This is a genomic window from Actinoplanes sp. TFC3 (assembly GCF_001553785.1).
Classification (GTDB): domain Bacteria; phylum Actinomycetota; class Actinomycetes; order Mycobacteriales; family Micromonosporaceae; genus Actinoplanes.
Window position 1 is genome coordinate 354,078 of sequence record NZ_LOJP01000002.1, and the last position, 26,269, is coordinate 380,346.

Below are 26,269 nucleotides of genomic sequence, written 5' to 3' on the forward strand. Positions count from 1 at the left end.
GGCGGGTACCCGGCGGGTGTGGTGGGGAAGCCGGCGTAGGGATCGGTGGCTTGGGTGAGGATTGTTTCCTGGTTGGCGGTGATGCGGCGGATCATGAGGATGGCGCAGGCGGCTGCGGCCACGCTCATCAGGCTGCCCAGGCCGGACAGGGCTGCGGCTAGCTCGGGTTCGGTGTCGAAGTCATTGAAAGCGGTCAGATTCCTACCGATGAGCAGGTACGCCGTCCACAGGATTGCCCACAGGATGTAGACCGCGCGACTTCCCTTCACGCGGGAGGAGTCCTGGACGTACGACTCGCTGGTGCGGTCGATTTCGTTGAGCATGCGCAGCGGGATGATGAGATTGCCGATGGGTACGAACCAGGCGCCGATGGCCCAGCCGGGAGTCCAGCGCAGGCCGCCGCCGAAGCCTTCCACGTTCTTGGCAGCTTGGTGCAGCCAGATGATGAACGTTATGCCGGCCAGCAACAGCGTGAGGAACATGCTGCCAAAGGCGCCCAGCGCGGCAACAGCTATCAGGTCATCGCTTCGGTAGGACACGCTCGACTGGGACGCGGCCCACATCGACAGCGCCCAGCCGGCGATGGTCAACAAGATCCCCGAGCCCAGGCCGGTGATGGCCACGATGGCCCGGCCTTGCAGGGACTTGGCTTGCGAGGGCGGCGCATAGCCCCGAGACGGCTGTGGATAGGTGTATGGCGCGTATTCAGTCATGCTCGGTCCCCGTGAGATAAGCAAGCGGCGCCGAAGAATAACGGGTCTCCCAGCCTGAGCACAGCCCCGATGAAGGCAGCGGGACGGGAAAAGCGACCCGCCGGCACAACCGGCCCGGCGGATGCAGCCGGCGGGGCATTGACTTGGCGGGACGAGAAATTCCACTCCTGGGGTAAATATTGATCTCCATTGAGGACGTTGATGACCTCTGGTGGGTTGGTACTTCGCGATGTTGGCGTGCGGTTCGGGGGACTCGTGGCCCTGGACGGCGTCTCGCTTTCGGTTGCGCCGGGGCGGATTGTGGGCGTCATCGGACCTGATGGCGCCGGGAAAACCACGCTGTTCAACGTCATTTGCGGGTTCGTGAAGCCATCAGCCGGGCTGATGCAGTTTGACGGCCAGCCGTTCAAGCCGCGGCCGCATCGACTCAAGAAGGCCGGCATCTCCCGGACCTTGCAAGCAGTGGGCCTCTTTCCCACCTTGACCGTGCTGGAGAACGTCATGGTGGCCAACCCGGCAGCCAGCAAGGCCGAGGCAGCCCTCGAACGCTGCGGCGCTCACGCGTACCGGAATGACAAACCGACAAGCTTGCCGTACGCGATCAGAAAGCGCGTCGCCCTTGCCCGCGCTTTGGTATCCGAACCGAACCTTCTCTTGCTCGACGAACCGGCGGGTGGGCTGGGGGCGCAGGAGATCGAGGAATTGGGCGAGCTGATCGAGAGCCTCGACTGCTCCGTCCTCCTCGTCGAGCATCATGAGCACCGACGACAGCAACCCGTGGATCCAGTTGTTCAAGAAGGTGAACACGCAGTACAACGCGGGCGCGGAGTTCGACAACAACACCGTTTATGGCATGTCGGTGGCGTACCTGTTCGTGCAGAGCCTGCAGGCCGCAGGCAAGGATCTCACCCGGAACGCGCTCATTTCCGCTGTGCAGAAGGGTGGGTTCCAGGGTCCCGGTTTGGTTCCGCTGCGCTTCTCGGCCACCGACCATTCCGGGTACGGCGGAGAGCAGCTCACCCGCGTGCAATCCGGTAAGCAGGCGTATTTCGGCACCGCCTTCGAAACCGACTCCGGGAACGGGCCGGTAAACGAGTACACCGCTGCCCCCGCGGCCCCGCCGGCGAATGGCATACCGGCCGCATCGTGATCGAAACGGTTGCAACCCGCCGCTTCCCCAGGCAGGGTTGGCGGCGGGACGGTTACCGCCAAGTAACGGAGGTTGCAGGGGATGACCAAATCGTCGGGTGCTGTCGCGATTGTGACGGGCGCCAGCCGGGGAATCGGGTTCGCGATCGCCCAGCGGCTCGTCGCCGAGGGCGCCAAGGTAGCCATCACCGGGCGCAACGCCGAGGCACTGGAGACCGCCGTCAAGGATCTCGGCGGCAGCGACGTGGCCCTCGGGATCGCCGGCAAGGGCGACGACGCCGACCACCGGGCCGCCGTCATCGACGAGGTGCTCGGCGCCTTCGGGCCGGTGTCCGTGCTGGTCAACAACATCGGCATCAACCCCGCTTACGGGCCGCTGAGCAGCCTCGACCTGGGCGCCGCGCGCAAGATGGTCGACGTCAACGTGCTCGGCACGCTCGGCTGGGTGCAGGAAGCGCTGCGCGGCGGGCTGCAGGAGTCCGGCGGCTCGATCGTGACCATCTCCTCGATCTCCGGCCTGCGTCCCGCACCCGGCATCGCGTTCTATGGCGTCACCAAGGCCGCGCTGATCCACCTCACCGAGGAACTGGCAGTCGAGCTCGCGCCAAAGATCCGGGTGAACGCGGTGGCCCCGGCGGTGGTCAAGACCCGCTTCGCGACCGCGCTGTACGAGGGCCGCGAGGAAGAAGTCGCGGCCGGTTATCCGCTCGGGCGCCTGGGCGTGCCGGAGGACGTGGCCGGCGCGGTTGCGTTCCTGAGCAGCCCGGATGCCGCCTGGATCACCGGGCAGACCATCGTCATCGACGGTGGCGTCACGCTGACGGGATCGATGGCATGAGCCAGCGGGTCGTCGTGACCGGTGCCGGCAGTGGCATCGGGGCCGCCCTGGCCCGCCGGTTCGCCACGGAGGGCGCACGGGTGGTCGTCAACGATCTCGACGCGGTGGCGGCGCAGAGCGTGGCGCAGGAAATCGGCGGCATCGCGGTGCCCGGGGATGCCGCGAACGAGCCGGACGTGCAGCGCGTCATCGAAACGGCGTGGCGTGAGCTGGGCGGCTGCGACCTCTTCTGCGCCAACGCCGGCGTGCTGACCGCGGGCGGCCCGGACGCGCCCGATGCCGCCTGGGACAGGGCCTGGCAGATCAACGTCATGTCCCACGTGTACGCCACCCGCGCGCTTCTCCCCCGCTGGCTGGACGACAACGGCGGCGGCCGCATCGTGTTCACGGTGTCCGCCGCTGGGCTGCTCACGCTGCTGGGCAGTGCGCCGTACTCGGTCACCAAGCACGCCGCGCTCGGTTTCGCCGAATGGGTACGGGCCACGTACGCGCACCGCGGCATCACCGTGCAGGCGCTGTGCCCGCAAGGTGTCAACACCGCGATGATGCACGGGGAAGGCGACAGCGCCAGCAAGGCCCTGCTCGCCGCGGGTGCCCTGGAACCGGCCGAGGTCGCCGAGGTAGTGGCCGAGGCGGTGCGCGCCGACAGCTTCCTGATCCTTCCGCACCCCGAGGTGGCCGCGTACTACGAGCGTCGCGCGACCGAAACTGATCGCTGGCTGGGTGGCCTGAACAAGGTTCAGCGCGGCTTCGAGGCGGCCCCGTGAAGGGCCTGGACCTCAACCGGCTCCGCGATTACCTGGGCACCGGCGAGCTGAGCGGGACCATGTTCGCCGGTGGGCGGTCGAACCTGACGTACGCGGTCACCGACGGCACCGAGCGCTGGGTGCTGCGCCGGCCACCGCTCGGGCACGTGCTGCCCACCGCGCACGACATGACCCGCGAACACACAGTGCTGTCCGCGCTGTCCGCAGCCGGGTTCCCCGTTCCCCGCCCGGTGCGGCTGTGCGAGGACCCGGACGTGATCGGTGCGCCGTTCTACTTGATGGAGCACGTCGACGGGACCATCTACCGGGATGCGGACGTACTGGATGATCTCGGTCCTGAGGCTGTGCGGGGTCTGAGCCTGGCGCTCGTGGACACCCTGGCAGAGCTGCACTCGCTGGATCCCAAAGCCATCGGGCTGGCCGATTTCGGGCGGCCGGAGGGCTTCAACGAACGCCAGGTGCGGCGCTGGAAGAAGCAGCTCGACGCCTCCCGCAGCCGCGAGGTGCCCGGCATCGAGGAGCTGCACGCCCGGCTAGCCGCGGACATCCCGGCGGGCGGACCGGGCACTGTGGTGCACGGCGACTTCCGCCTCGACAACGTGCTGATCGGCGAGGCCAGGCAGGTCAACGCCGTGCTCGACTGGGAGATGTCCACGCTGGGCGACCCGCTGAGCGACGTGGCGCTGATGCTCGTCTACGCCAACCGCCCGCTGCTGGGCGGGCGCACCCCGCTGTCGGTGCCCGGTCATCCAAGCGCGGCCGAGCTGGCCGGGCACTACGCCCGCCGCTCCGGCCGCGACGTCTCGGACCTGCACTGGTACGTGGCTTTCGCAGCTTTCAAGCTCGCCGTCATCCTCGAAGGCGTGCACTACCGTTTCGTGCAGGGGCAGACCGTCGGCGCCGGGTTCGACACGGTGGGCGCGATGGTGCCGGTACTCGTGGCCGAGGGACACTCATCGCTGGGGGACGACTGATGGACTTCGAGTACGACGCCAAGACCGAGGACTACCGCAAGCGGCTGCTCGCCTTCATGGACGAGCACGTCCATCCCGCTGAGGCGAGCTTCGACGCGGACTACGACGGCAGCTGGGCGCCACCGCCGGTGCTGACCCGGCTGCAGGCCCAGGCCAAGCTGGCCGGGCTGTGGAACCTGTTCCTGCCCGGCGAGCACGGCGCCGGGCTGAGCAACCTGCAGTACGCGCCGCTGGCCGAGCTCACCGGTCGCAGCCCGGTCATCGCCCCGGCCGCGCTCAACTGCGCCGCCCCGGACACCGGCAACATGGAGGTGCTCGCCGAGTTCGGCACCGCGGCGCAAAAGGATCAGTGGCTGCGCCCGTTGCTGGACGGCGCGATCCGCTCGGCCTTCGCCATGACGGAGCCGCAGGTCGCCTCGTCGGACGCCACGAACATCGGCACGCGCATCGTGCGCGACGGCGACGACTACGTGATCACCGGGCGCAAGTTCTACATCTCCGGCGCGATGAACCCGAACTGCCGCATCTTCATCGTGATGGGCAAAACGGACCCGGACGCGGCGCGGCACGTGCAGCAGAGCATGATCCTGGTGCCCCGCGACGCTCCGGGCCTGCGGGTTGAGCGCGGCATGACGGTGTTCGGCTACGACGACGGCGACCACGGCGGGCACGCCGAGGTGGTTCTCGACGACGTGCGTGTACCGGCCGCCAACCTGATCGGCGAGGAGGGCTCGGGCTTCGCCATCAGCCAGGCCCGCCTGGGACCCGGTCGCATTCACCACTGCATGCGGCTGATCGGCATGGCCGAACGCGCGCTGGAGCTGATGTGCACGCGGGCGCTGAGCCGCACACCGTTCGGCAAGCCGCTCGCCGAGCAGGGCGTGGTGCAGGAGTGGATCGCCGACTCCCGGGTGCGCATCGAGCAGGCCCGGCTGCTGGTGCTCAAGGCGGCCTGGCTGATGGACACCGTGGGCAACAAGGGCGCGCACACCGAGATCCAGAGCATCAAAATCATCGTGCCGGCCACCGTCGAGTGGATCATCGACAAGGCGATTCAGACGTACGGTGCGGCTGGCGTCGGGCAGGACACCCCGCTGGCACGGCTCTGGGCGGCAACGCGCACACTGCGTTTGGCGGATGGTCCCGACGAGGTCCACAAGAGATCGCTCGCCCGCCGTGAACTCAACCGCTATCGGAGGACCTGATGCCGGCCGCGTCACCACGGCCCACGCAGCGCATCGACGGACGCACGGCCCGCTCCGAGCGGACCCGGGCGGCGATCGTCGAAGCACATGTGTCCCTGATCCGCGCCGGTGATCTTCGTCCCACCGCCGACCGCATCGCCAAGCAGGCCGGTGTGTCGCTGCGAGCGTTGTGGAGCCACTTCGCCGACATGGAGGCGCTGTTCACCGCAAGTGGCCAGCTCATCCTCGACCAGCGCGACGCGGCGTTCACCCCGGTCCCGGCCGGCCTGCCGTTGGAGCGGCGCATCGACGCGTACTGCCGGCAACGAGCCCGGCTGCTGGAGCAAATCGCGCCCGCGGCGAAGGCGTCCTCGCTCAAGGAGCCGTTCTCGCCCGCGCTGCAGGCGTACCGTCGCAGTCACGTCCAGCGGGTCCGTGACGAGCTGCAGACGCTGTTCGCCGACGCGATCGGTGCCGACCAGGCACTGCTCGACGCCCTGACGGCGGCCAGCATGTGGCCGTCGTGGGGCACGCTGCGCGACGCGATGGGCCTCGACCCCGAAGCCGCCCGCGCCGCCCTGGCGCGCACCATCACCGCACTGCTACACCAGGAGTGATTGCACATGACGACATCCCCGGTCACCGTCACCGTGACGGGCGCCGCCGGTCAGATCGGCTACGCGCTGCTGTTCCGCATCGCGTCCGGCCAGCTGCTCGGCGACGCTCCGGTCCGGCTCCGGCTGCTGGAGATCCCGGCCGCCGTCCGCGCCGCCGAAGGCACCGCGCTGGAGCTTGAGGACGGCGCGTTCCCGCTGCTGGCCGGCGTGGACGTGTTCGACGATCCGAAACACGCGTTCGAGGGCACCAACGTGGCCCTGCTGGTCGGCGCCCGCCCCCGCACCAAAGGCATGGAGCGCGGCGACCTGCTGGAGGCCAACGGCGGCATCTTCGGCCCCCAGGGCGCGGCCATCAACGCCGGTGCTGCCGACGACATCCGGGTGCTGGTCGTCGGCAACCCGGCCAACACCAACGCGCTGATCGCGCAGAGCAACGCCCCGGATGTGCCGGCCGAGCGTTTCACCGCGATGACCCGCCTGGACCACAACCGCGCGGTCGCCCAGCTCGCCCGCAAGCTCGGCACCCCGGTCGCCGAGCTCAAGAAGCTCGCCATCTGGGGCAACCACTCGGCCACCCAGTATCCCGACGTCACCCACGCCGAGGCCGGTGGCCGCGCGGTCGCCGAGCTGGTCGAGCAGTCCTGGCTGGCCGACGAGTTCATCCCCCGGGTGGCCAAGCGTGGCGCCGAGATCATCGAGGTCCGCGGTGCTTCCTCGGCCGCGTCGGCCGCGTCGGCCGCCATCGACCACGTGCACGACTGGGTGCTGGGCACGCCGGAGGGTGACTGGACGTCGGCCGCCATTGCGTCGGACGGCTCCTACGGCGTGCCCGAGGGCCTGATCAGCTCGTTCCCGGTGGTCTCGCGCGGCGGTCGCTACGAGATCGTGCAGGGCCTGGAGATCGACGACTTCTCCCGCGAGCGCATCGACAAGTCGGTCGCCGAGCTGGGCGAGGAGAAGGCCGCCGTGCAGAAGCTGGGCCTGATCAAGTAGTCGCCTGGCTCAGCGAAACGCCGAACATGCCCTGCGGGTCGGTCCACCATTCCCGCAGGGCAAACCCGGCCCGGGCCAGCTCATCTTCGAGGCCGGGCCGGCGGAACTTGGCCGAGATCTCGGTGCGCAACTGCTCACCATCGGCAAATTCAACGGCCAGATCCAGATCCGTTATCCGTACGTTCTGAGCGCCCCGAGCCCGCAACCGCATCTCGATCCACTCCTGCTGCGGGTCCCACAACGCCACATGCTCGAAGGCATCCACGTCGAAGTCGGCCCCGAGCCGGGCGTTGACCACGTGCAACACGTTGCGGTTGAACTCGGCGGTCACCCCGGCCGCGTCGTCGTACGCGGGCACCACGATCGCCGGGTCCTTGACCAGGTCGGTGCCGAGCAGTAGCCACTCGCCTGCCCCGAGCACCGCGCGCAGATCGGTGAGGAACGCCGCCCGCTCGCTCGGGATGAGGTTGCCGATGGTCCCGCCCAGGAACGCGACGACCCGGTTGTCCCCCTCGGGCAGGTGGCGCAGGTGGCGGGTCATGTCCCCGACGACCCCGCGCACGCTCAGCCCCGGGTAGTCGCTGGTGAGCCCGTCGACGGCCGCGCTGAGGGCCGTACCGGAAACATCAAGCGGGACGAACGCGCCCAGCGTGCCCCTGCTGACGAACGCGTCCAGCAGCAGCCGGGTCTTCTCCGAGGACCCGGAACCCAGCTCGACCAGCGTTTTCGCCTCGGTGATGCGCGCGATTCCGGCCGCCCGCTCGGCCAGGATCGCCCGTTCGGCGCGGGTCGGGTAGTACTCGGGCAGCCGGGTGATCTCCTCGAACAGCTCGCTGCCCCGGGCGTCGTAGAACCACTTCGGCGGCAGCCACTTCGGGGTGGCGGTCAGGCCCTGCCGGACGTCGGCGCGTAGCTGCTGGTCGATGTCGTGCTCGTCGAGATGAACCTCGAGCATGGTTTTAGAGCCCTCCCAGGGTCACGTCGGTCGGTGTCGCGATCAGCAGGCTTCGATCCGGTACGGCCTGCCAGGCCGGGTCGTCATCGAGTGGTTCGGAGCTGACCAGCACGGAAGTAGCGTTTTTCTTGACGGACAGCGCGTGGCCGAGCGTGGTGGCGGCGATCCGGTCGCCGTCGGTCAGCAGCAGGTTGAGCCGGGAGCCGGGGGCGGCCGTGTCGACCTCGGTGACCACGGCTCGGAGAGCTTCGGCTGGTTCGTCGCCGGCCCGCAGACGGTCGCGGATCAGGGCCCAGAGCAGGGCGCTGTCGGTGGGGGCGTCGAGGGTGAGCAGGTCGGTGGTGGGCAGGCGGCCGGCCAGCTTGGCGACGCTGTCCGGCCAGCCGCGGACCACGCCGTTGTGGCTGAACAGCCAGCGACCTTCCTGGAACGGCGCGGCCGCGGTCTCCACCACCGGCATGCCGACGGTCGCCGAACGCACCGCCGCCAGGACCGCGCCGCTCAGGGTGACTCCGGCCAACCCCGGCAACGCGGCATCCGACCACATCGGCATAGCGCTGCGATACCGCACGGGCGGGCCGTCTTGGGCCGGGAACCAGGCGGCGCCGAAGCCATCGGCGTTTATCGTGCCGCCGCCGCGCATGTCGTTGGGCGCCCAGGACTGCTTGACCAAGGCGTGCGGCGCGTCGAACAGCAGCGCGGACAGGGCGATCGGCGCACCGAGGTAGGCCAGGTGACGGCACATCAGCTCGCGTCCGGGCCGGCGTCGCGGGCGGTGCGGAAGCCGCTGAAGATCTGCCGGCGGATCGGGTGGTCCCAGTTGCGGAACGTGCCCCGGCAAGCCGCGGCGTCAGTGCCGAACGACCCACCCCGCAGCACCTTGTAGTCGCCGCCGAAGAAGACCTGGGAGTACTCGGCGTAGGGGAACATCTGGAAGCCGGGGTACGGCTCGAAACCCGAGTCCACCCACTCCCACACGTCCCCGATCAGCTGGTGCACCCCGAGCGGCGAGGCGCCCTCGGGGTAGGCCCCGGCCGGCGCGGGAGCCAGGTGCCGCTGACCCAGGTTGGCGTGCCGGGCAGCCGGCTCCTCGTCGCCCCACGGGAACCGCCGCGAACGACCGGTCGCCGGGTCGAACCGGGCGGCCTTCTCCCATTCGGCCTCGGTGGGCAGCCGGCGCCCGGCCCAGGCCGCATAGGCCTCGGCCTCGAAGAAGCACACGTGCACGACCGGCTCATCGGCAACCAGGCGGGAGGTCCGCCCGAACCGCGTGTACGCCCACTCGTCCCCCTCGCGCTGCCAGTGCATCGGCGCGGTCAGTCCCGCCTCCTGCCGATGGGCCCAGCCACGTGCACTCCACCAGCGCGGATCGTCGTAGCCGCCGGCCGCGACGAAGCCGGCGTACTGGGCGTTGGTGACCGGGGCGGCGTCGATGAAGTAGGCCGCCACGGCAACGGGGTGGGCCGGGCGTTCGTTGTCCAACGCCCACGGTTCTATGTCCGTACCCATCGTGAAAGGTCCTGCGGGCACCAGAACCTCGCCCGATACCGCGACCGGGGCCGGCGGGGGTGGATCGGCCGACAGCACGGGCGCGCCCAGCCGCAACTGGTGGGTGGCGAGCATGGTTTCGTCGTGCTGCTGCTCGTGCTGGACGATCATGCCGAACGCGAAGCCGTTGGAGACCAGCCGCCGCTCATCGAGGCGCACATGGTCGAGTACGTCCAGCACCTTGTCGCGCACCTGGCCCACATAGGCCCGCGCTTCACCGGGGTTGAGCAGCGGCAGAGCCGGACGATCGCGGCGTGGGTGCTTGAAGGCGTCGTAGAGCTCGTCAATGTCGTGGCGCACCGGGTCGCGGCCGCCGACATCGCGGACCAGCCAGAGTTCCTCCTGGTTGCCGACGTGGGCCAGGTCCCACACCAGCGGCGACATGATCGGCGAGTGCTGGCGGACCAGATCGGCGTCGTCCACCGCGTCGGTGAGCAGCTTGGTGCGCGCACGGGCGCGTTCGAGTTGGGCAGCGACAGTCAGTCGCACGTCCTGAGACATGGAAAGGGAGTCCTTCCAGGGCAGGCGGAAGCCACCGGGAAAATGTCAGGAAACGGAGGCCCGCAGGCGCCGACCGGCGATGTCGGCAACCTGATCGCGCCACGGCTGCGAGAGCCCGGTGCGGTCGAGATGGCGGCAGGCAAGGTCGATCAGATCTGCGGCGGCTCGCCCGGTTGCCGGGTCGGCCAGGCCGTCCCGGGCCGCGGGCACCCATCGGCCGCTTGCGGGTGCGGCGAGCTCGCGGGTGGCGTCGAGCAGCGTGTCATCGGACATCAGCGTCGCGATGATGGCGGCCGGGGCGATCCATGCGGTGCCCGGTTGCGCGTCCAGGTAGCGGATCTCGAGGTAGCCGCGGGGTCGTACGGGCGGGAACAGCGTGCTGATGTGGTACTCGAGATCATCCACGGTGGGCGGTCTCCGCAGCGCACCCCGAACCCAATCGGCGAACGTGATGCCGTCGGGTACGTGCCAGGTGTCGCGGCGGCTGCGGACGCACATCAGCGGCGCGGCCAGCACGTACTGCACCCAGTCGGCGACCGGGTCGGCGGTGCGCGGGACCGGTCCGCTGCGCCGGGAGTTGATGCCGTACCAGGCGGCCATCCGCCCGCAGGCCCATCCGGTGTCGCGGCCTTCGCGCATCCGCGAGGTGGCAAACGCGGCGAGCAGTGGTGGTCCGATCTCGTGCACGGCTTCCCAGCGTGCACGTAACTGCTCGGGGGTGCCGGCGTCGAGGCAGACCTGCAAGCCGGCGGTGCTGCACATCATGGTGTGCCCGGACGGCGTGGCGTCGCGTTCGAAGGCGAGGTGCATCGCCGCATACCGGGGGGTGTCGAGGATGCGCACCGCAGGCCGGTGCGGGTCGAGGCCGCGCTCGCCGAGGACGATGCCGGCGCGGGCGAGCAATTCGGCCAGGCGAGCCTGATCGCTGGTGACGGTCTCGAGAAGCGAGCCGAGGGACGTCGCCGGGGCCGAGGAGATCTCGACCTGGCCGCCGGGCTCCAGGGTGACGGTGCCACCGCCCGGCAGCGGCACGGGATCGGTGGTGCCGAGCACGGCAGGGGCGTGGGGTCCGAGCGCCCGGCCGAGGTCGGCGGGCCGCACCAGGGCGGCAGGTCGATCGGTGTAGTGGGTGGTCCATTCGAGTTCGGCGCCGATGCGCTGCGGCGGGCCGGTCTTGAAGCAGATGCCCGAGACGTGCTCGGCGGCATCCTCGATCCGGCGCAGCACTGTCGCACTACTGGAAGTAGCCATTACCCTCCTCCCGGTAGAGATTGACTCGACCTTACACACATATTTCGGCGTGCCGCATCTCCTGCGCCGGAGAAACTTAGTAATCGTTCAGGTGAACGTCACGACCGAGCGCGCACCCTCACCGCGGGCCATGCGCTCGAACGCGGCCGGCACCTCGGCCAAACCGATCCGGTCGGTGACCAGGTGATCCAGCGGCAAGGCCCCGCTCAGCACGTCCTCGGCGAGCTGCGGCACCTCACGGTCGGGATCGGACGAGCCATAGACCGAGGCCCGCAGCGTACGAGCAGACGAGAAAATATCCAGCGCGCTCAACTGCACCAGGTCGTCGGCCCCACCCATGCCCACGACGGTCACCTGCCCACCGCGGCGGGTCGCCCGCCACGCCGCCCGGATCGTGATGGCCCGCCCCACGCACTCGAACGCGTGGTCGGCCCCGCGCCCCTCGGTGAGCCGGCGCACGTCCTTGGACAGGGCATCGCCGGAAACCACGAAATCCGTGGCGCCCGCGGCCTCGGCCAGCGCCTTCTTGGCCGCCGACACGTCGACGGCGATCACCGGCGCGGCACCGGCGGCCCGGGCGGCGGCCACCACCGACAGCCCGACCCCGCCGAGTCCGATAACGACCACCGACTGACCGGCTTGCACACCGGCGGTGCTGCGAACTGCGCCCGTACCGGTGAGCACCGCGCAACCCAGCAGCGCCGCGCTCTGCCAGGCCAGCTGCGGCGGCACCGGGATCAGGGCGCGCTCGGGCACCACCACCTGCTCGGCGAACGCGCCCAGCCCCAGCGTGACGTGCACCGGAGCACCGTCCAGCGTGCTGCCGTTCTCCAGCGCAGCCACGTTGGCCGTCGAGCACAACCACGGCTCGTCATGCTGGCAGAACCAGCACTGGCGGCACGGCGGCGACCAGTTGAGCGCCACGTGCGTACCCACCTCGGCGCGGGTGACACCGGCGCCGGCTTCGAGCACCTCCCCGGCGGCTTCGTGACCGAGAATCAACGGGTATGGCGGGCTCAGCGTGCCGTTCACCATCGACAAGTCGGAATGGCAGACCCCGGCCGCGCGGATCTTCACCCGGACCTGACCCGGACCGACCTCCGGCAGGTGCACTTCCTCGACGGCGGGCGGCTCGCCGGGCTGCCGCACGACCAGGGCCTTGATGTACGCGGTCATCGCTGGATCGCCTTCGTCTGCTGGAATTCCGCCAACCCGTACGAGCCCAGCTCCCGCCCGACGCCCGACTGCTTGTAACCGCCGAACGGTGCCACCGGGTTGAACGCCGCACCGTTGAGGTCCACGGCTCCCGTGCGCAACCGCCGCGCCACCGCCAGCGCCCGCTCCGGCTCGCCCCACACGCCACCGGCAAGCCCGTACCGCGAGTTGTTGGCGATCCGCACGGCGTCCTCGTCGTCGTCGAAGGCCATGATCGCCAGCACCGGCCCGAACACCTCCTCCTGCGCGAGCTCGCTGGCCGGGTCGACGTCGGCAAACACGGTGCCCGCCACGAAATACCCCTTATCCGGTACGTCCGCAGCCCCCGCCACCATCCGCGCCCCGGCCCGCTCGATGAACCCCCGCACCCGATCGCGCTGCCCTGCCGACACCAGCGGTCCCAGCCGGGTCCCCTCGTCGAACGGGTCCCCGGTGCGATAACCCTGCGCCGTGGCGGCCGCCAGCTCGACCGCGGAGTCGTAAAGGTCGCGGTGCACGAGCATGCGGGTCCACGCCGTGCAGGTCTGCCCCGAGTTGAGGAAAGCGTTTCCCACTCCCACTTTCACCGCCTTGGTCAGGTCGGCGTCGCTGAGGATGATGTTCGCCGACTTGCCGCCCAGCTCCAGCGCCACCCGGGCGATCCGGTCGGCGGCCGCGTGCGAGACGGCCCGGCCGGTCGCGGTGGACCCGGTGAACGACACCATGTCCACGTCCGGGTGCCCGGCGATCGCGGCCCCCACCTCCGTCCCGGTGCCCGTCACCAGGTTGAGCACCCCGTCGGGCAGCCCGGCCTCGTCGGCCGCGTCGAACAGCAGGTACGCCACCAGCGGGGTCAGCTCGCTGGGCTTGAGCACCACCGTGCACCCGGCGGCCAGCGCGGCGGCCACCTTGGCGACCACCTGGTGCAGCGGGTAGTTCCACGGCGTGATCGCGCCCACCACGCCGACCGGTTCGTGCACGATCAGCGAGTGGCCGATCGACTCCTCGGGCACCGGGTCGGCGGCCAGGTCCGCGTACCCTCGTAACACCGCCAGCGGCAGTCCTGCCTGGACGTTCTTGGCGACCTTGAGCGGCGTGCCGAGTTCGAGTCCCACGGTTTTCGCGATGTCAGCGGCCCGCGCGCTCAACGCCTCGTGCAGCTTGCCGAGCAGCGCCCCGCGCTCGGCCATCGGCGTGCGCGCCCAGCCGTCGAACGCGGCTCGCGCTGCGCTCACCGCCCGGTGCACGTCCTCGCCGGTGCCGGCCGGGACGTGCGCGATGATCTCCTCGGTGGCGGGGTTCTCCACGGCCATGGTGTGCCCGGAGGTGGACGACACCCAGCGGCCGCCGATGTACAGGCTGTCCCGGTTCAACGCAGCACTCCGTCCTTCATGGCCAGCAGGCCGGTGATCACGGTTTCCAGTCCGAGCGCGAAGGCGCCCTCGTCCACGCTGCGGCGGTGCTCGGCGAGCAGGTGGGCGTTGCGCAGGTGGGGGTAGCTTTCCGCGTACACGCCGGGGTCCTCGTCGAAGCCGAGCGCGAACGAGCCCAGCGCGGCACCGGTGACGAGGTAGCGCATCAGCGCGCCGATGTGGGTGGCGCGGGCGGGTGGCCAGCCGGCGTCGATCAGGCCGCCGTACACGGTGTCGGCCATCGCCAGGGCGGCCGGGCGGCGGCCCGGTCCGTGCGCCAGCACCGGCACGATGTTCGGGTGCGCCGACAGCACCGCGTGGTATGAGTGCGCCCACAACCGCAGCGCGTCCGGCCAGTCACGGGTGGCGAAGAACGAGACGTCGACCTGGGCCACCACCGCGTCGGCTACCGCGTCGAGGATGTCGCCCTTGGTGGCGAAGTGGTTGTACAGCGACGGCCCGGCCACGCCCAGTTCGGTGGCCAGCCGGCGCACCGACACCGCGTCCAGGCCCTCGGCGTCCACCAGCACACTCGCGACCTCAACGATCCGGTCGCGCGTGAGCAGCGTCTGGCGGGGTCGCGCCACTTGACACTCCCGAAACTCTTTACTCCGGAAAACTTACATCGCTAGTTTTAGCACGTGGACTTTTCATTGAGCGACGAAGAGCGCGCGGTCCGCGACACCGCTCGCCAGTTCATCACCCGCGAGGTCATGCCGCTCGAGCAGGAAGCCCTGCGCCGCGAGCGCAACCATCAGCCCGGGCTGGAGCGCAGCGAGCTACGTGAGTTGCAGCTCAAGGCGAAGAAGTTCGGCTTCTGGGGGCTGTCCACGCCGGAGGAGTACGGCGGCATGGACCTGCCGGCCATCCTGCAGTCGCTGATCTGGACCGAGATCGGGCGCACCTTCATCCAGTTCAAGTTCGGCGGCGACGCGGACAACATCCTGTACTACGCCAACGAGGCGCAGAAGCGGGAGTATTTGGTCCCGACGGTCGAGGGCGACCGCATCTCCTGCTTCGCGATCACCGAGCCGGGCGCCGGGTCGGACGCGGCGAACATCAAGCTCAGCGCCCGCCAGGACGGCGACGACTGGATCCTCAACGGCGAGAAGACGTTCATCACCAACGGCAACGACGCCGACTTCGTGATCGTGGTCGCGGTGACCGACCGGGAGAAGGGCGTGCGCGGCGGTGGCACCACGGCGTTCCTGGTCGACCGGGAGATGGGCTGGCGCTCGGAGTTCATCCAGACCATGGGCGAGGGCGGCCCGGCATCGCTGATCTTCGAGGACGTCCGGGTGCCGGCCCGCAACGTCCTCGGCGAGATCGGGCAGGGCTTCGAGCTGGGCATGAAGTGGATCGGCAAGGGCCGCTACCTGATCCCGTCGCAGGCGCTGGGCATCGCCGAACGCTCGCTGAGCATGGCGATCGAATACGCGAACACCCGCGAGACCTTCGGCCGCAAGATCGGCGACAACCAGGCAATCCAGTGGATGATCGCGGACTCCGAGACGGAACTGGAGGCGGCCCGCTGGCTCATCCTGCGCGCGGCCTGGACGGTGGATCAGGGCTGGGACCCGCGGCACGCCTCGTCGATGGCCAAGCTGTACGGCGCGAACATGGTCAACAACGTGGTGGACCGGGTCATGCAGATCCACGGCGGCATGGGCTACACCCGCGAACTGCCGATCGAGCGCTGGTACCGCCAGGTCCGGCTGATGCGCATCTACGAGGGCACCGACGAGATGCAGCGCCTGATCATCTCTCGGGATCTGTTGAGGGGTTACACCAAGCTGGGAGGGCATCTCGCATGACGCAACTGTCTCTGGCGACTGTGCTTGCTGAGGGCGCCCGGCGCTACCCGGACAAGGTGGCGGTGATCGACGGATCGCTGCGCACCACCTACCGCGAGCTGTGGGAGCAGGCCCGCTCTTATGCCGCCGGGCTGCACCAGCTCGGCGTCGGGCCCGGCGACACCGTGGCCGTGCTCATCCCCAACCTCACCGACTTCCCGCGGGTCTACTACGCCGCCCTGACTGCCGGTGCTGCGGTCGTACCGGTGCATCTGCTGCTGACCGCGGACGAGATGGCCTACATCCTGCGCGACAGTGGCACCGACGTGCTCGTGGCTCATTCGAGCCAGCTGCAGACCGCGGCCGCGGCGGCGGAGAAGGCCGGCGTGCGGCTGGTCAGCGTCGGCCCGCGCCCGGATGGCGGCACGACCCCGGCCCGGCTGGAGGATGCGGCTGCGTCGGTGCCGGCGCTGCGCTCGTACGTGTCGCGGGAGGCCGAGGACACCGCTGTCATCTTCTACACCAGCGGCACCACCGGGCAGCCCAAGGGCGCGCTGCTCACCCACCTCAACCTGGTGATGAACGCGACGGTGAACGTCTTCGACTGCAACGACGTGCGCCCCGACGACGTCGTGATGGGCTGCCTGCCGCTGTTCCACACCTTCGGGCAGACGGTCGGGATGAACGGGACGTTCCGCTTCGGCGGCACGCTGGTGCTGCTCGCGCGCTTCACCGGCGAGGCGGCCATCGATCTGATGGTGCGCGAGAACGTCACCGTGTTCCACGGCGTGCCGACCATGTACATCGCGCTGCTGGAAGCCGCAGCAAAAGCCAGCAAGCTGCCCGAGCTGCGTCTGTGCGTGTCCGGCGGCGCCTCACTGCCGGTAGCCGTGCTGGAGAAGTTCGCCGAGACCTTCCATGCCACGATCTTCGAGGGGTACGGCCTGAGCGAGACCTCCCCGACGGCCACCACGAACCAGCCGGCGTTTGGCACCCGCCCCGGCACGATCGGGCACGCGGTCTGGGGCGTCGAGGTCGAGGTGGCCCGAGCCGAGGTGGACGAGCGCATCGAGCTGCTGGGCCCGGACGAACTCGGTGAGATCGTCATCCGCGGGCACAACGTGTTCTCCGGCTATCTCAACCGGCCCGAGGAGACCGCGCAGGCGGTGGTGGACGGCTGGTTCCGCACCGGCGACCTGGGCACCAAGGACGCCGGGGGCTTCATCACGATCGTCGACCGCAAGAAGGACCTGATCATCCGGGGTGGGTTCAACGTCTACCCGCGCGAGATCGAGGAAGTGCTGGCCCGGCACCCGGGCGTGGTGCAGGTAGCGGTCATCGGCGTACCGGACGAACTGCACGGCGAGGAGATCTGCGCCGTCATCGTCAGCGAGGGCGAGATGAAGGGCGACGAGCTCATCGAGTGGTCGAAGGAGCGGCTCGGCAAGCACAAGTACCCACGTCAGGTGCGCTTCGTGGAGGCGCTGCCGATGGGCCCGAGCTTCAAGGTGCTCAAGCGCGAGCTACGCCGGACTGTCGGCGGTCAGTAGCGCCGGCAACTCGGCCACGATCGGCTTGTCGGCGGGCAGCCAGGGCACGCTGTCCAGCTCGTCGACGCTGAGCCACCGCATGTCGGTGTGCTCAAGGTTGCGCGGCACGTCGCCGTCCAGCAGCGTCACCGCAAAGACGCGCAGGACGGCGCGGCCGTGGGCCAGGGGTACGTCAGGGCCTACGCGATCGCCGACTTGGACCCGTACCCCCAGTTCTTCGGCGCATTCCCGCGCCAGAGCCTGCTCGTCGCTCTCCCCCGGCTCCACCTTGCCGCCCGGGAATTCCCACCGGCCGGCCACCTCGGGCGGTGCCGAACGCTCGCAGGCCAGCACCCGTCCGTGCGTGACGATGACCGCGGCGACGATCACTCGCGGTAGTGGCCGGCTCCCGCCGTGCAATCCAAGGGGCATGAGCCAAGAGCGTGCCACAAAAGTTAACCGAACAGGTTGAACGATGCGTCCCGATCGTCACGCAAACACGGATATGTGGGCGTGGACATAGTTGACGAGGAAGACAAGACTAGCTGGCACCGACCATGACGACACGGCGACAGTTTGGCCACAAGCCGGAAACAACGCCCGGGAGGTGCCCATGCGGCGGGGCAGAAATCTACGGGGTACCCGCTCCGACTACTTGAGCGACGCGCTCGCAGTGCTGGGTGGCTGGACGCAAGAAGGCGTTCAGCTCAAACGCGTGCTCCCGTGCAACGACAGTCAGCATGCCGACCTCACCGAACGCATCAAAGTCGCGGCCGACACGCTGCACGTCCGCCCCCGGATCAACCGGACGGACGGACACACCCAGATCCTGCTGGGCACGCCGGACGGCGATCCCATCACCGATGGCGACGTCACGCTGGCTGCCCGCATCGAGGACGCGTACCGCACAGTGGTGGGCCCCCACTAACGTCAAGGTCATGACGGCACCCGTTTATGACAACAAGGGGCAGTACGAGCAGATCGTCTCCGGACTGCTTGACGGCGAGCAGATCATCGCGGTGTACGACGCGGTCGGCGTGGGCACCGGCTTCATCGGGCTCACCAACCGCCGGGTGATCATCCAGGACAAGTCCTTCGCCGGGAAGCGCTTCGCGATCACCAGCATCCCGTACTCGAAGGTCAGCGCGGTGAGCGTGGTCAGCAACAAGAGCTTCGCCGGGCAGTACTTCTCCACCGGCACGATCGCCATCACCGTGGGCACGCACGTGTACGAGGTCGAGTTCCGTGGCTCCGAGAAGACTCACCACGTGCACAACGTGATCCTGCACTACGCGTCCTGAACCCTTTTGCCGAAAAAGTCAAAAGTCTGGACAGCTTCGGGGAAAGTTACTTGCGTCGATATTCCGCTGGTACATCTCCCCCGAAGGGACGGACCATGTCCGTTCAAGCCAGCTTGTTGCTCGTGGCCAGCCTGTTCGTGGCCGCCCCGGCTCACGCCGTCCTCAGCCCCGCCGCCGCCCTTGACCGGCCTGAAGTCGCTGCTCCCGCCGACTATCAGCAGGTCACCCTCGCCAGGGGCGTGGACGAGGTCGGCGAGCCGATGGCGATTGCCGTGCTTCCCGACCGCTCGGTGCTGCACACCGCGCGGGACGGGAAGCTGCGGCGTACCGATGCCACCGGCGCCACCAACCTGATCGCCACCCTCCCCGTCTACAACCACGACGAGGAGGGCCTGCAGGGCGTCGGCATCGACCCCGGCTTCGCCACCAACCGCCAGATCTACCTGTACTACGCCCCGCCGCTGAACACCCCGGGCGGCGACGCCCCGGCCACCGGCACCGACTGGTCGGCCTGGCAGGGCGTCAACCGGCTGTCGCGGTGGACCCTCAACGCCGACTTCACGCTCAACGCGGCCAGCAAGGCCGACATCCTCGATGTACCGGCCGACCGCGGGCTGTGCTGCCACGTCGGCGGGGACATCGACTTCGACGCGGCCGGCAACCTGTACCTGTCCACCGGCGACGACTCGAACCCGTTCGACTCCGCCGGCTACTCGCCGCTGGACGAACGCCGCGACCGCAACCCCGCGTACGACGCGCAGCGCAGTGCCGGCAACACCAACGACCTGCGCGGCAAGGTGCTGCGAATCAAGGTGCAGGCGGACGGCTCGTACACCACCCCGCAGGGCAATCTGTTCGCCCCGGGTACGGCCGGCACCCGGCCCGAGATCTACGCCATGGGGTTCCGCAACCCGTTCCGGATGAGCGTCGACAAGGCGACCGGCGTGGTCTACCTCGGCGACTACGGGCCCGATGCCGGGGTCACCGACCCCAACCGTGGCCCGAGCGGGCAGGTCGAGTTCAACCGCATCCCCAGCGCGGGCAACTACGGCTGGCCGTACTGCACTGGCTCGAACACCAGCACCGAGACCTACAACGGCCCAACCGGCGCCAAATACGACTGCGCGGGCGGGCCTGCCAACACCTCGTTCCGCAACACCGGCCTGACCAAGCTGCCCCCCGCCCGGCCCGCCTGGATCAAATACGGCGGCGACAGCGGCTCCCCACCGGAGTTCGGTGGCGGCTCGGAATCGCCGATGGGCGGCCCGGTCTACCGCTACGACCCGGCGCTGAACTCCCCAACCAAGTTCCCGGCCGAACTGGACGGGCACTTCTTCGCCGGCGAGTTCGGCCGCGGCTGGATCAAACCCATCCAGGTGCAGTCCGACGGCTCCCCCGGCGAGATCTCGGCCTTCCCCTGGACCGGCAAACAGGTGATGGACATGGCGTTCGGCCCGGACGGCTCGCTCTACGTCCTCGACTACGGCACCGGCTACTTCAACGGCGACGCCAACTCGGCGCTCTACCGCTTCGACTACCTGGCCGGCTCCAACCGCGCCCCGACCGCAACCGCCGCAGCCAATCCCCCCTCCGGACCGGCCCCGCTGACCGTCGCCTTTTCCTCGGCCGGATCCGCCGATCCCGAGGGCAGCGCGCTGGGTTACGCCTGGGACTTCGGCGACGGCACGACATCAAGCCAGGCCAACCCCGCAAAGACCTACAGCAGCAACGGTACGTACACAGCAACACTGACAGTCACCGACGCCGAAGGGCTGACGGGTACGGCCAGCGTCACCATCACCGTCGGCAACACCGCCCCCACAGTCACCATCAACGCTCCGAGGAACGGGACGCTGTTCTCGTACGGCGACACCATCCCGTTCGACATCACCGTCACCGACCCTGAGGACAGCAGCATCGACTGCTCGGCGGTGACCATGACGTACGTGCTGGGCCACGACAACCACGGCCACCAGATCACCTCGCAGAACGGCTGCACCGGTGCCCTCACCATCCCGGCCGACGGCGAGCACGACGCCGCCGCGAACATCTTCGCCATCTTCGACGCCCAGTACACCGATGCCGGCGGGCTGACCACGCACACCCAGCACACGCTGCAGCCCCGCCACCGCCAGGCCGAGCACTACAAGACGTCCTCCGGGGTCGACAAGTTCGCCAAGAGCGCGGCCGAGGGCGGTACGACGGTCGGCAACATCGACAACGGGGATTGGATCGCCTTCTCGCCGTACCGGCTGGACGGGGTTGCGGGGTTCACCGCCCGGGTCTCCTCCGGCGGCCTGGGCGGCACCCTGCAGATCCGCACCGGCTCGCCCACCGGCCCGGTCCTCGGCTCCGCGACCGTGCCGTTCACCGGCAGCTGGGAGACGTTCACCGAGGTCAGCGGCTCCCTCAGCGGCGCCCCGGCGACAACCGGCACGCTGTATCTCACGTTCGCGGGCGGGGTGGGCGCGCTGTTCGACGTGGACGCGTTCACCTTCGCCTCGGGCATCGGCCCGGTCCGCGGTCAGGCCGGCAAGTGCCTCGACGTGGCCGGTGCCTCAACCGCGGACGGCACCAAGGTGCAGTTGTACACCTGCAACAGCACCGGCGCGCAGACCTGGACCGTGACGCCCGGCGGCACCATCAAGGCGCTCGGCAAGTGCCTGGATGTGGCCGGCAACGCCACCCAGAACGGCACCAAGGTTCAGCTCTACACCTGCAACGGCACCGGCGCGCAGAACTGGTCGGCCCAGTCCGACGGCAGCCTGCGAGGTGTGGCTTCCGGTCGCTGTCTCGATGTTCCCTCCGCCGACGGTCAGCAGCTCCGCCTCTGGGACTGCCTGGGCGCCGCCAACCAGAAGTGGGTGCTGCCATGATCGGGAAGCTGCTCGCCGCGTTACTCCTCGTCCCCGCCCCGGCTGCCGTTGCCGCGGACGCCTCCTACGATGTGCTCGTCTTCTCGCGCACGGCCGGGTTCAGGCATGACTCGATTGCCGCCGGCACGCAGGCGATCCGGGAACTCGGGGCGGCCAACAACTTCACCGTCACGGCGACCGAGGATCCGGCTGCGTTCGCGGACCTTTCGTCGTACGAGGCGGTGGTCTTCCTGAACACCACGGGTGACGTGCTCAACGACGTGCAACAGACCGCCTTCGAAAGCTACGTCCGCGCCGGGGGCGGCTACGTGGGCGTGCACTCCGCGGCCGATACCGAGTATGACTGGCCGTTCTACGGCGAGCTGGTCGGCGCCTGGTTCGCCTCGCACCCGGCCATTCAGCCCGCCGATGTGGTGCTCGAGGACCGGGCACACGCGGCCACCTCGCACTTACCGCAACGCTGGAACCGCACCGACGAGTGGTACAACTACCGCACCAACCCCCGGTCCACGGCTCACGTGCTGGCTTCGCTGGACGAGAGCACGTACACCGGTGGTGGCATGGGCGCCGACCACCCGCACGCCTGGTGCAAGACCCTCGACGGTGGCCGGTCGTTCTACACCGGCGGCGGCCACACCATCGAGTCCTATGCGGACCCGGCCTTCAGAAACCATTTGCTGGGCGGAATCCGGTACGCCGCCAAGCGCACCAACGCCGACTGCCGCCCCGAAACCGGATACACCCCGCTGTACAACGGCTCGACCACCGGCTGGTCCCAGGCCGGCCCCGGCGCTTTCACCAACCAGGACGCCACGCTCACCTCCATCGGGGGTATGGGCCTGTTCTGGTACAGCGCCAAGCAGTTCACGAGCTACTCGCTCAAGCTCGACTGGAAAATGAGCGGCGACGACAACTCCGGTGTGTTCGTGGGCTTCCCGCCCTCCGACGACCCCTGGTCCGCGGTGGACAACGGCTACGAGATCCAGATCGACGCCACTGATGCGGACGATCGCACCACCGGCTCGGTATACACCTTCCAAGCAGCCGACCTGGCCGCCCGCGACGCCGCCCTCAACCCGCCCGGCGAGTGGAACACCTACGAACTGCTGGTCGAAGGGGAACACCTGCAGATCTTCCTCAACGGCGTCAAGATCAACGACTTCACCAACACCAACCCGGCCCGCTCCCTGGCCGGCCACATCGGCATCCAGAACCACGGCACCGGCGACGAGGTGGCCTTCCGCAACATCCGCATCAAGGAACTCGGCTCGCAGGTGCCGGTGGGCCACTTCGTCGGCCTGGCAGACAAGTGCCTTGACGTATCCGGTGCGGGAACCGCGGACGGCACCAAGATCCAGCTATGGACCTGCAACGGCACGGCGGCCCAGCGCTGGACGGTCACCCCGGGCGCAACCGGCTCAACCGTCAAGGCGCTCGGCAAGTGCCTGGACGTAGCCGGCGGCGGAACGGCCAACGGGACGAAGGCGCAGCTATGGACCTGCAACGGGACCGGGGCACAGGTGTGGGCGGCCCAGGCCGACGGGACGCTGCGCAACCCGCAGTCGGGACGGTGCCTGGACGTATCGGGAAGCGGCACAGCCGACGGGCAACAGGTGCACATCTGGGACTGCACCGGCGCAGCCAACCAGAAGTGGCGGCTGGTCGCCTAGCGCCAAGGAGGCAGGGTGGGGGCGCGAGGCGACGCGCCATATTCGGTGCCGGCGCTCAGTATTCGAGGACCCGGGTGGGCAGCGCCGTCTCCGTCACACTTGCATCGGGGGCGCGCTTGAGTTCGTACGCCAACGGGCCTTGCTTGTCCGCGACCGCCTCGGCCAGGCGCGTGCCCCGGTAGACCAGCCCCGCGCCGTCGTCTGTCGCGTAACCGTCGGGGAGCGTGCCGTCGGCGATGAACTGGTGCATCTTGGGGCGGCGCTGGTCCTCGCCGTCGTAGTGGACGCCGTTGCTGTAGGGCAGCCAGCCCAGACCATCGGTGAACGCCCGCAGGTCGAAGCCGAAGCTGTCGGTGCTGCCGCCGGTGTGCCAGCAGATCGAGCCCGCCGAGACGCCGCCGAGCACGACGCCCGCCTGCCACGCTTCGTGCAGGATTTCGTCGAGGCCGTGCACGCGCCAGACCGCGCAGAGGTTGGCCACGCTGCCGCCGTTGACCCAGATGACGTCCTGGTCCAGCAGATGGGCGCGGATGTCGTCGTGGTTGGGCATGGGGAAGAGCTGCAAATGCGAAGCGCGATATCGGGTACGGGCAAAGGCTGCGTACGTGGCGCCGATCCAGTTGTCGGGGTCACCGACCGCCTGGTGCAGGAAGCAGAACTTGGCTGTCTCGCCGGCCCCGGACAGTTCGGCGGCGAAGTGGTGGATCGCACCTACCCTCAGGTCGAAGGTGCCGTATTTTCCGCGTTCGAAGCCGGCGCTGGTGGCGAGGATGGTGGGTTCCGCAGCGGTCATCGCGTCATCATGGCGCACGCGTCTGCGGTTTCCAGCACCAGGTCGGCGGCCGCGGCCAGGGCGGCGTCCAGGTGCAGCGGGTCGGCGCCGGGGTGTGGGTGCCGCGGGCCCGGCTGCCGCCCAGCAGCACCCCGAGCACACCCGGCACCCCGGTCAGGCGGACAGCGAACTCGTGCATCCTCGCATCAGCCAGCTCCGGCTCATTATTCCGCGTCCGGCTTCTCCTTGATCGCGGTCGGCCTGGGGCACGGCTTGGTCAGGTCCAGCGGGTTCACGTCGCCGGAGGTCAGCGCGCCCGGACGGTCCTCGAGGTCGTCGCTGCACAGCGCGGCTCGCCCGGTCGGCCGGTTCTCGCCCCGGTCGTTGCCCCAGTCGCCGGATCTGTCGTGGTCGTGATCGTTGCCGTCCGGGCCGTCGTCACCCCGCCGGGTGCCGAAGGCGATCACCCGGTGCCGCGGCTCGCGGGTGACGGTCGAGTCGAGCAGCCGCCGGCTGGTTTCCTTATCCCCGGTGTACGTCACCAGATAGCGCAGCACCCGCTCCCCCGGCAGCCCGGTCGTCTGAACGCGCTTGCTACCCCACGGCATCGAGGGGTCCCGGACGAACCTCGTGCGAAACGGAATGGTCTGCGTCTCCGACACCCGCTCGGTACGCACAACCGGGCCATCGGTAACCGCGCGCCGGGCTCGGGGTGCGGTGACCGGTTCTGTCCGGCGGGGTGTGCGCGTGGCCGTACGGTCTGCTTCCTTGGGCGCGGACCGGTCCACGGTTTCCTTCGATGCAGCCGCCTTGGTCGCGTCCAGCTTGGTCGCGTCCAGCTTCGTCGCATCCTGCTTTGTCGCAGAGGGCGCTGGACTCGGAACCTCCACCGTGGCCGGCGCGGCGTTGGCGGGCGGCTCACCGGCGGTCAGGGCGACGATGCCCCCGGCGCCCCCGGCGATCACTGTGAGCACCCCGAGCCCGGCGGTGGTCATCCGGACGCTGAACGGCAGGCGGGCCCAGAAGGACTTTCGCGGCATTTCAAGCAAATGCTGCCAGTAATCACTAGATGTCTGGTTTAGCACCCCAGCATTGTGCGGGCCTGGCCGCCCGGCGCCAGCGTCATCGCCGCACCCGAAAGGATGACCGCGTTCGCCACTGACGGGCACCCGACACCGCCCGACCCGCTGTGCCCAGCAACGCGAGCCTGAACGCTGAGTGGATCTCGCTGGTGAACAGCGGCAGCAAGGCCGTCAACCTCAAGGGTTACACGGTCCGCGACGCGTCGAACCACGTGTACACGTTCGGCAGCGTGAGCATCCCGGGCAAGGGCGGCCGGCTCTGGCTGCACACCGGCAAGGGCACGGCGAACGCGAAGAACCGCTACTGGGGCAGCGGCAACTACATCTGGAACAACACCGGCGATTAGGCGACGCTGAAGAACGCGAGCGGCAAGGTTGTCGACACGTGTTCGTACGGGTCGAAGACGAACCGCACCTGGGTCGGCTGCCGAGAGCAAGGCTGCTGAACGCACAACGGGCCGCCCACTGTGGGCGGCCCGTCCGGTTGGCGTTCGTCAGGCGACGGCGACGGCGTTGCGCACCGGTTCGAGCGCCTTGGTCCAGCCCACCAGTTGGTCGAGCATCGCGGTCAGGGCACCGAGCTGGTGCTCGCCCGGGGTGAACTGGCTCCAGTTGACGAAGTCCGTGGCCAGCGACAGTGTCACCGCGGCGCGCACGTCGGCCATCATGAGCTCACCGGCGATCAGGCGCAGGTTCTCGATCGCACGGGCGCCACCGACCGAGCCGTAGCCGACGAAGCCGGCGGCCTTGTTGTTCCACTCGGCGAACAGGTAGTCGAGCGCGTTTTTGAGCACACCGGACGTGGTGTGGTTGTACTCCGGCGTCACGAACACGAAGCCGTCGAAGGAAGCGATCTTCTCGGCCCACGCGATGGTGTGCGGCTTGGAGTACTGCGCCATCGACGGCGGAACCGGCTCGTCGAGGTGCGGCAGCGGGAAGTCGAGCAGATCCACCAGCTCGAACTCAGCGTCCGTGCGCTGGGCGGCGTTCTCCAGAACCCACTTCGCGACGGCCTCGCCGTTGCGTCCGGGGCGGGTGCTGCCGAGGATGATGCCGATCTTCGTCATGTATGGTCTCCATTGTCGGTGAAGTTGCTTCGTCAAGGAAATAACCTGGGGCAGGGCACCGTCAAGGTCGTAGGATCTTTGTC

Annotated in this window: 27 protein-coding genes and 1 pseudogene; 15 read left to right on the forward strand and 13 right to left on the reverse strand. The window is 69.1% G+C overall.

The annotated features are described in order from the left end of the window. Positions 1 to 713: DUF4328 domain-containing protein (locus TFC3_RS28680; protein WP_082772583.1), on the reverse strand; the 713-nt coding region annotated here is incomplete at its 3' end. A gap of 201 nt (positions 714 to 914) precedes the next feature. On the opposite strand from TFC3_RS28680, the pseudogene TFC3_RS39685 reads away from it, so the two are divergent. The 8 genes and pseudogenes from TFC3_RS39685 to TFC3_RS28720 all read left to right on the forward strand — a co-directional run. Further along, positions 915 to 1,325, forward strand: a pseudogene (locus TFC3_RS39685) (ATP-binding cassette domain-containing protein); the annotation flags it as partial. 142 nt (positions 1,326 to 1,467) lie between these two features. Continuing rightward, positions 1,468 to 1,863: a hypothetical protein gene (locus TFC3_RS39690; protein ID WP_067508339.1), complete on the forward strand. Its 396-nt coding sequence runs from the start codon at positions 1,468 to 1,470 to the stop codon at positions 1,861 to 1,863. Positions 1,864 to 1,944: 81 nt separating this feature from the next. Then, positions 1,945 to 2,700, forward strand: coding sequence for an SDR family oxidoreductase (locus TFC3_RS28695; RefSeq protein ID WP_067508341.1), 756 nt, complete (start codon positions 1,945 to 1,947; stop codon positions 2,698 to 2,700). Then, the gene (locus tag TFC3_RS28700; RefSeq protein ID WP_067508344.1) at positions 2,697 to 3,467 is read left to right on the forward strand and encodes an SDR family oxidoreductase; all 771 of its coding nucleotides are present in this window, start codon (positions 2,697 to 2,699) and stop codon (positions 3,465 to 3,467) included. Before TFC3_RS28695 ends, TFC3_RS28700 begins: the two co-directional genes overlap by 4 nt. After that, positions 3,464 to 4,441: a phosphotransferase family protein gene (locus tag TFC3_RS28705; protein WP_153040527.1), complete on the forward strand. Its 978-nt coding sequence runs from the start codon at positions 3,464 to 3,466 to the stop codon at positions 4,439 to 4,441. The genes TFC3_RS28700 and TFC3_RS28705 overlap by 4 nt, the downstream gene beginning before the upstream one ends. Next, entirely contained in the window at positions 4,441 to 5,646 is a 1,206-nt protein-coding gene (locus tag TFC3_RS28710) for an acyl-CoA dehydrogenase family protein (RefSeq protein ID WP_067508347.1), read from the forward strand. The genes TFC3_RS28705 and TFC3_RS28710 overlap by 1 nt, the downstream gene beginning before the upstream one ends. Further along, positions 5,646 to 6,242, forward strand: coding sequence for a TetR/AcrR family transcriptional regulator (locus TFC3_RS28715; protein ID WP_067508349.1), 597 nt, complete (start codon positions 5,646 to 5,648; stop codon positions 6,240 to 6,242). The genes TFC3_RS28710 and TFC3_RS28715 overlap by 1 nt, the downstream gene beginning before the upstream one ends. Positions 6,243 to 6,248: 6 nt before the next feature. Further along, on the forward strand, positions 6,249 to 7,235 hold the full coding sequence (locus TFC3_RS28720) for a malate dehydrogenase (protein ID WP_067508351.1): 987 nt from the start codon (positions 6,249 to 6,251) through the stop codon (positions 7,233 to 7,235). Here TFC3_RS28720 and egtD read toward each other — a convergent pair. From egtD to TFC3_RS28755, 7 genes are all read right to left on the reverse strand, one after another. Beyond that, positions 7,228 to 8,190 (reverse strand): L-histidine N(alpha)-methyltransferase, encoded by a 963-nt coding sequence (gene egtD / locus TFC3_RS28725; RefSeq protein WP_067508353.1) that lies wholly within the window; start codon positions 8,188 to 8,190, stop codon positions 7,228 to 7,230. The genes TFC3_RS28720 and egtD overlap by 8 nt on opposite strands. A gap of 4 nt (positions 8,191 to 8,194) precedes the next feature. After that, positions 8,195 to 8,935, reverse strand: a complete 741-nt coding sequence (gene egtC / locus TFC3_RS28730; protein ID WP_067508355.1) for an ergothioneine biosynthesis protein EgtC — start codon at positions 8,933 to 8,935, stop codon at positions 8,195 to 8,197. Further along, positions 8,935 to 10,239 (reverse strand): ergothioneine biosynthesis protein EgtB, encoded by a 1,305-nt coding sequence (egtB, locus tag TFC3_RS28735; protein ID WP_067508357.1) that lies wholly within the window; start codon positions 10,237 to 10,239, stop codon positions 8,935 to 8,937. The genes egtC and egtB overlap by 1 nt, the downstream gene beginning before the upstream one ends. Before the next feature lie 45 nt (positions 10,240 to 10,284). Beyond that, positions 10,285 to 11,490: an ergothioneine biosynthesis glutamate--cysteine ligase EgtA gene (gene egtA / locus TFC3_RS28740; protein ID WP_067508358.1), complete on the reverse strand. Its 1,206-nt coding sequence runs from the start codon at positions 11,488 to 11,490 to the stop codon at positions 10,285 to 10,287. 87 nt (positions 11,491 to 11,577) lie between these two features. Further along, positions 11,578 to 12,666, reverse strand: coding sequence for an alcohol dehydrogenase catalytic domain-containing protein (locus TFC3_RS28745; RefSeq protein WP_067508361.1), 1,089 nt, complete (start codon positions 12,664 to 12,666; stop codon positions 11,578 to 11,580). Continuing rightward, on the reverse strand, positions 12,663 to 14,057 hold the full coding sequence (locus TFC3_RS28750; RefSeq protein WP_067508363.1) for an aldehyde dehydrogenase family protein: 1,395 nt from the start codon (positions 14,055 to 14,057) through the stop codon (positions 12,663 to 12,665). The genes TFC3_RS28745 and TFC3_RS28750 overlap by 4 nt, the downstream gene beginning before the upstream one ends. Next, positions 14,054 to 14,683: a TetR/AcrR family transcriptional regulator gene (locus tag TFC3_RS28755; RefSeq protein ID WP_067508364.1), complete on the reverse strand. Its 630-nt coding sequence runs from the start codon at positions 14,681 to 14,683 to the stop codon at positions 14,054 to 14,056. Before TFC3_RS28755 ends, TFC3_RS28750 begins: the two co-directional genes overlap by 4 nt. Before the next feature lie 54 nt (positions 14,684 to 14,737). Between TFC3_RS28755 and TFC3_RS28760 the strand changes: the two genes are divergently transcribed. Both TFC3_RS28760 and TFC3_RS28765 read left to right on the forward strand, forming a co-directional pair. Next, positions 14,738 to 15,910, forward strand: coding sequence for an acyl-CoA dehydrogenase family protein (locus TFC3_RS28760; RefSeq protein WP_067508366.1), 1,173 nt, complete (start codon positions 14,738 to 14,740; stop codon positions 15,908 to 15,910). Then, on the forward strand, positions 15,907 to 17,439 hold the full coding sequence (locus TFC3_RS28765; RefSeq protein WP_067508368.1) for a long-chain fatty acid--CoA ligase: 1,533 nt from the start codon (positions 15,907 to 15,909) through the stop codon (positions 17,437 to 17,439). The genes TFC3_RS28760 and TFC3_RS28765 overlap by 4 nt, the downstream gene beginning before the upstream one ends. Here the strand turns inward: TFC3_RS28765 and TFC3_RS28770 are convergent. After that, positions 17,413 to 17,850 carry a (deoxy)nucleoside triphosphate pyrophosphohydrolase gene (locus TFC3_RS28770; RefSeq protein ID WP_173745411.1) on the reverse strand — a complete coding sequence of 146 codons (438 nt, stop codon included), beginning with the start codon at positions 17,848 to 17,850 and terminating at the stop codon, positions 17,413 to 17,415. The two genes, TFC3_RS28765 and TFC3_RS28770, sit on opposite strands and share 27 nt — an antisense overlap. Before the next feature lie 181 nt (positions 17,851 to 18,031). On the opposite strand from TFC3_RS28770, the gene TFC3_RS28775 reads away from it, so the two are divergent. From TFC3_RS28775 to TFC3_RS28790, 4 genes are all read left to right on the forward strand, one after another. Beyond that, a complete protein-coding gene (locus tag TFC3_RS28775; protein WP_067508371.1) occupies positions 18,032 to 18,346 on the forward strand; it encodes a 4a-hydroxytetrahydrobiopterin dehydratase in 315 nt (104 codons plus the stop codon). A gap of 10 nt (positions 18,347 to 18,356) precedes the next feature. Beyond that, positions 18,357 to 18,719, forward strand: a complete 363-nt coding sequence (locus TFC3_RS28780; RefSeq protein ID WP_067508373.1) for a PH domain-containing protein — start codon at positions 18,357 to 18,359, stop codon at positions 18,717 to 18,719. Positions 18,720 to 18,814: 95 nt separating this feature from the next. Continuing rightward, on the forward strand, positions 18,815 to 21,595 hold the full coding sequence (locus tag TFC3_RS28785; protein WP_067508375.1) for a PQQ-dependent sugar dehydrogenase: 2,781 nt from the start codon (positions 18,815 to 18,817) through the stop codon (positions 21,593 to 21,595). Next, positions 21,592 to 23,265: a ThuA domain-containing protein gene (locus TFC3_RS28790; RefSeq protein ID WP_067509782.1), complete on the forward strand. Its 1,674-nt coding sequence runs from the start codon at positions 21,592 to 21,594 to the stop codon at positions 23,263 to 23,265. Before TFC3_RS28785 ends, TFC3_RS28790 begins: the two co-directional genes overlap by 4 nt. Positions 23,266 to 23,320: 55 nt before the next feature. Here TFC3_RS28790 and TFC3_RS28795 read toward each other — a convergent pair whose 3' ends face one another. Genes TFC3_RS28795 through TFC3_RS28800 form a run of 3 tightly spaced genes read right to left on the reverse strand, consistent with a single transcriptional unit; the run spans position 23,321 to position 25,077 of the window. Beyond that, positions 23,321 to 24,058 carry a peptidase E gene (locus TFC3_RS28795; protein ID WP_067508377.1) on the reverse strand — a complete coding sequence of 246 codons (738 nt, stop codon included), beginning with the start codon at positions 24,056 to 24,058 and terminating at the stop codon, positions 23,321 to 23,323. A 7-nt stretch (positions 24,059 to 24,065) separates the two neighbouring features. Continuing rightward, the gene (locus TFC3_RS38875; protein WP_201787285.1) at positions 24,066 to 24,236 is read right to left on the reverse strand and encodes a hypothetical protein; all 171 of its coding nucleotides are present in this window, start codon (positions 24,234 to 24,236) and stop codon (positions 24,066 to 24,068) included. A 25-nt stretch (positions 24,237 to 24,261) separates the two neighbouring features. Continuing rightward, positions 24,262 to 25,077: a G5 domain-containing protein gene (locus tag TFC3_RS28800; protein WP_067508379.1), complete on the reverse strand. Its 816-nt coding sequence runs from the start codon at positions 25,075 to 25,077 to the stop codon at positions 24,262 to 24,264. Positions 25,078 to 25,226: 149 nt separating this feature from the next. On the opposite strand from TFC3_RS28800, the gene TFC3_RS39695 reads away from it, so the two are divergent. Next, positions 25,227 to 25,466, forward strand: a complete 240-nt coding sequence (locus TFC3_RS39695) for a lamin tail domain-containing protein (protein WP_067508381.1) — start codon at positions 25,227 to 25,229, stop codon at positions 25,464 to 25,466. Between the two features lie 147 nt (positions 25,467 to 25,613). On the opposite strand, the gene TFC3_RS28810 is transcribed toward TFC3_RS39695, so the two are convergent. Beyond that, entirely contained in the window at positions 25,614 to 26,186 is a 573-nt protein-coding gene (locus tag TFC3_RS28810; protein ID WP_067508383.1) for an NADPH-dependent FMN reductase, read from the reverse strand. Positions 26,187 to 26,269 lie beyond the last annotated feature (83 nt).

Coding starts and splice junctions, on each gene's coding strand:
- TFC3_RS39690 (WP_067508339.1), top strand. CDS start 1,468: ATGAGCACCGACGACAGCAACCCGTGGATCCAGTTGTTCAAGAAGGTG.
- TFC3_RS28695 (WP_067508341.1), top strand. CDS start 1,945: ATGACCAAATCGTCGGGTGCTGTCGCGATTGTGACGGGCGCCAGCCGG.
- TFC3_RS28700 (WP_067508344.1), top strand. CDS start 2,697: ATGAGCCAGCGGGTCGTCGTGACCGGTGCCGGCAGTGGCATCGGGGCC.
- TFC3_RS28710 (WP_067508347.1), top strand. CDS start 4,441: ATGGACTTCGAGTACGACGCCAAGACCGAGGACTACCGCAAGCGGCTG.
- TFC3_RS28715 (WP_067508349.1), top strand. CDS start 5,646: ATGCCGGCCGCGTCACCACGGCCCACGCAGCGCATCGACGGACGCACG.
- TFC3_RS28720 (WP_067508351.1), top strand. CDS start 6,249: ATGACGACATCCCCGGTCACCGTCACCGTGACGGGCGCCGCCGGTCAG.
- egtD (WP_067508353.1), bottom strand. CDS start 8,190: ATGCTCGAGGTTCATCTCGACGAGCACGACATCGACCAGCAGCTACGC.
- egtC (WP_067508355.1), bottom strand. CDS start 8,935: ATGTGCCGTCACCTGGCCTACCTCGGTGCGCCGATCGCCCTGTCCGCG.
- egtB (WP_067508357.1), bottom strand. CDS start 10,239: ATGTCTCAGGACGTGCGACTGACTGTCGCTGCCCAACTCGAACGCGCC.
- egtA (WP_067508358.1), bottom strand. CDS start 11,490: ATGGCTACTTCCAGTAGTGCGACAGTGCTGCGCCGGATCGAGGATGCC.
- TFC3_RS28745 (WP_067508361.1), bottom strand. CDS start 12,666: ATGACCGCGTACATCAAGGCCCTGGTCGTGCGGCAGCCCGGCGAGCCG.
- TFC3_RS28765 (WP_067508368.1), top strand. CDS start 15,907: ATGACGCAACTGTCTCTGGCGACTGTGCTTGCTGAGGGCGCCCGGCGC.
- TFC3_RS28770 (WP_173745411.1), bottom strand. CDS start 17,850: ATGCCCCTTGGATTGCACGGCGGGAGCCGGCCACTACCGCGAGTGATC.
- TFC3_RS28775 (WP_067508371.1), top strand. CDS start 18,032: ATGCGGCGGGGCAGAAATCTACGGGGTACCCGCTCCGACTACTTGAGC.
- TFC3_RS28780 (WP_067508373.1), top strand. CDS start 18,357: ATGACGGCACCCGTTTATGACAACAAGGGGCAGTACGAGCAGATCGTC.
- TFC3_RS28785 (WP_067508375.1), top strand. CDS start 18,815: ATGTCCGTTCAAGCCAGCTTGTTGCTCGTGGCCAGCCTGTTCGTGGCC.
- TFC3_RS28790 (WP_067509782.1), top strand. CDS start 21,592: ATGATCGGGAAGCTGCTCGCCGCGTTACTCCTCGTCCCCGCCCCGGCT.
- TFC3_RS28795 (WP_067508377.1), bottom strand. CDS start 24,058: ATGACCGCTGCGGAACCCACCATCCTCGCCACCAGCGCCGGCTTCGAA.
- TFC3_RS38875 (WP_201787285.1), bottom strand. CDS start 24,236: ATGCACGAGTTCGCTGTCCGCCTGACCGGGGTGCCGGGTGTGCTCGGG.
- TFC3_RS28800 (WP_067508379.1), bottom strand. CDS start 25,077: ATGCCGCGAAAGTCCTTCTGGGCCCGCCTGCCGTTCAGCGTCCGGATG.
- TFC3_RS28810 (WP_067508383.1), bottom strand. CDS start 26,186: ATGACGAAGATCGGCATCATCCTCGGCAGCACCCGCCCCGGACGCAAC.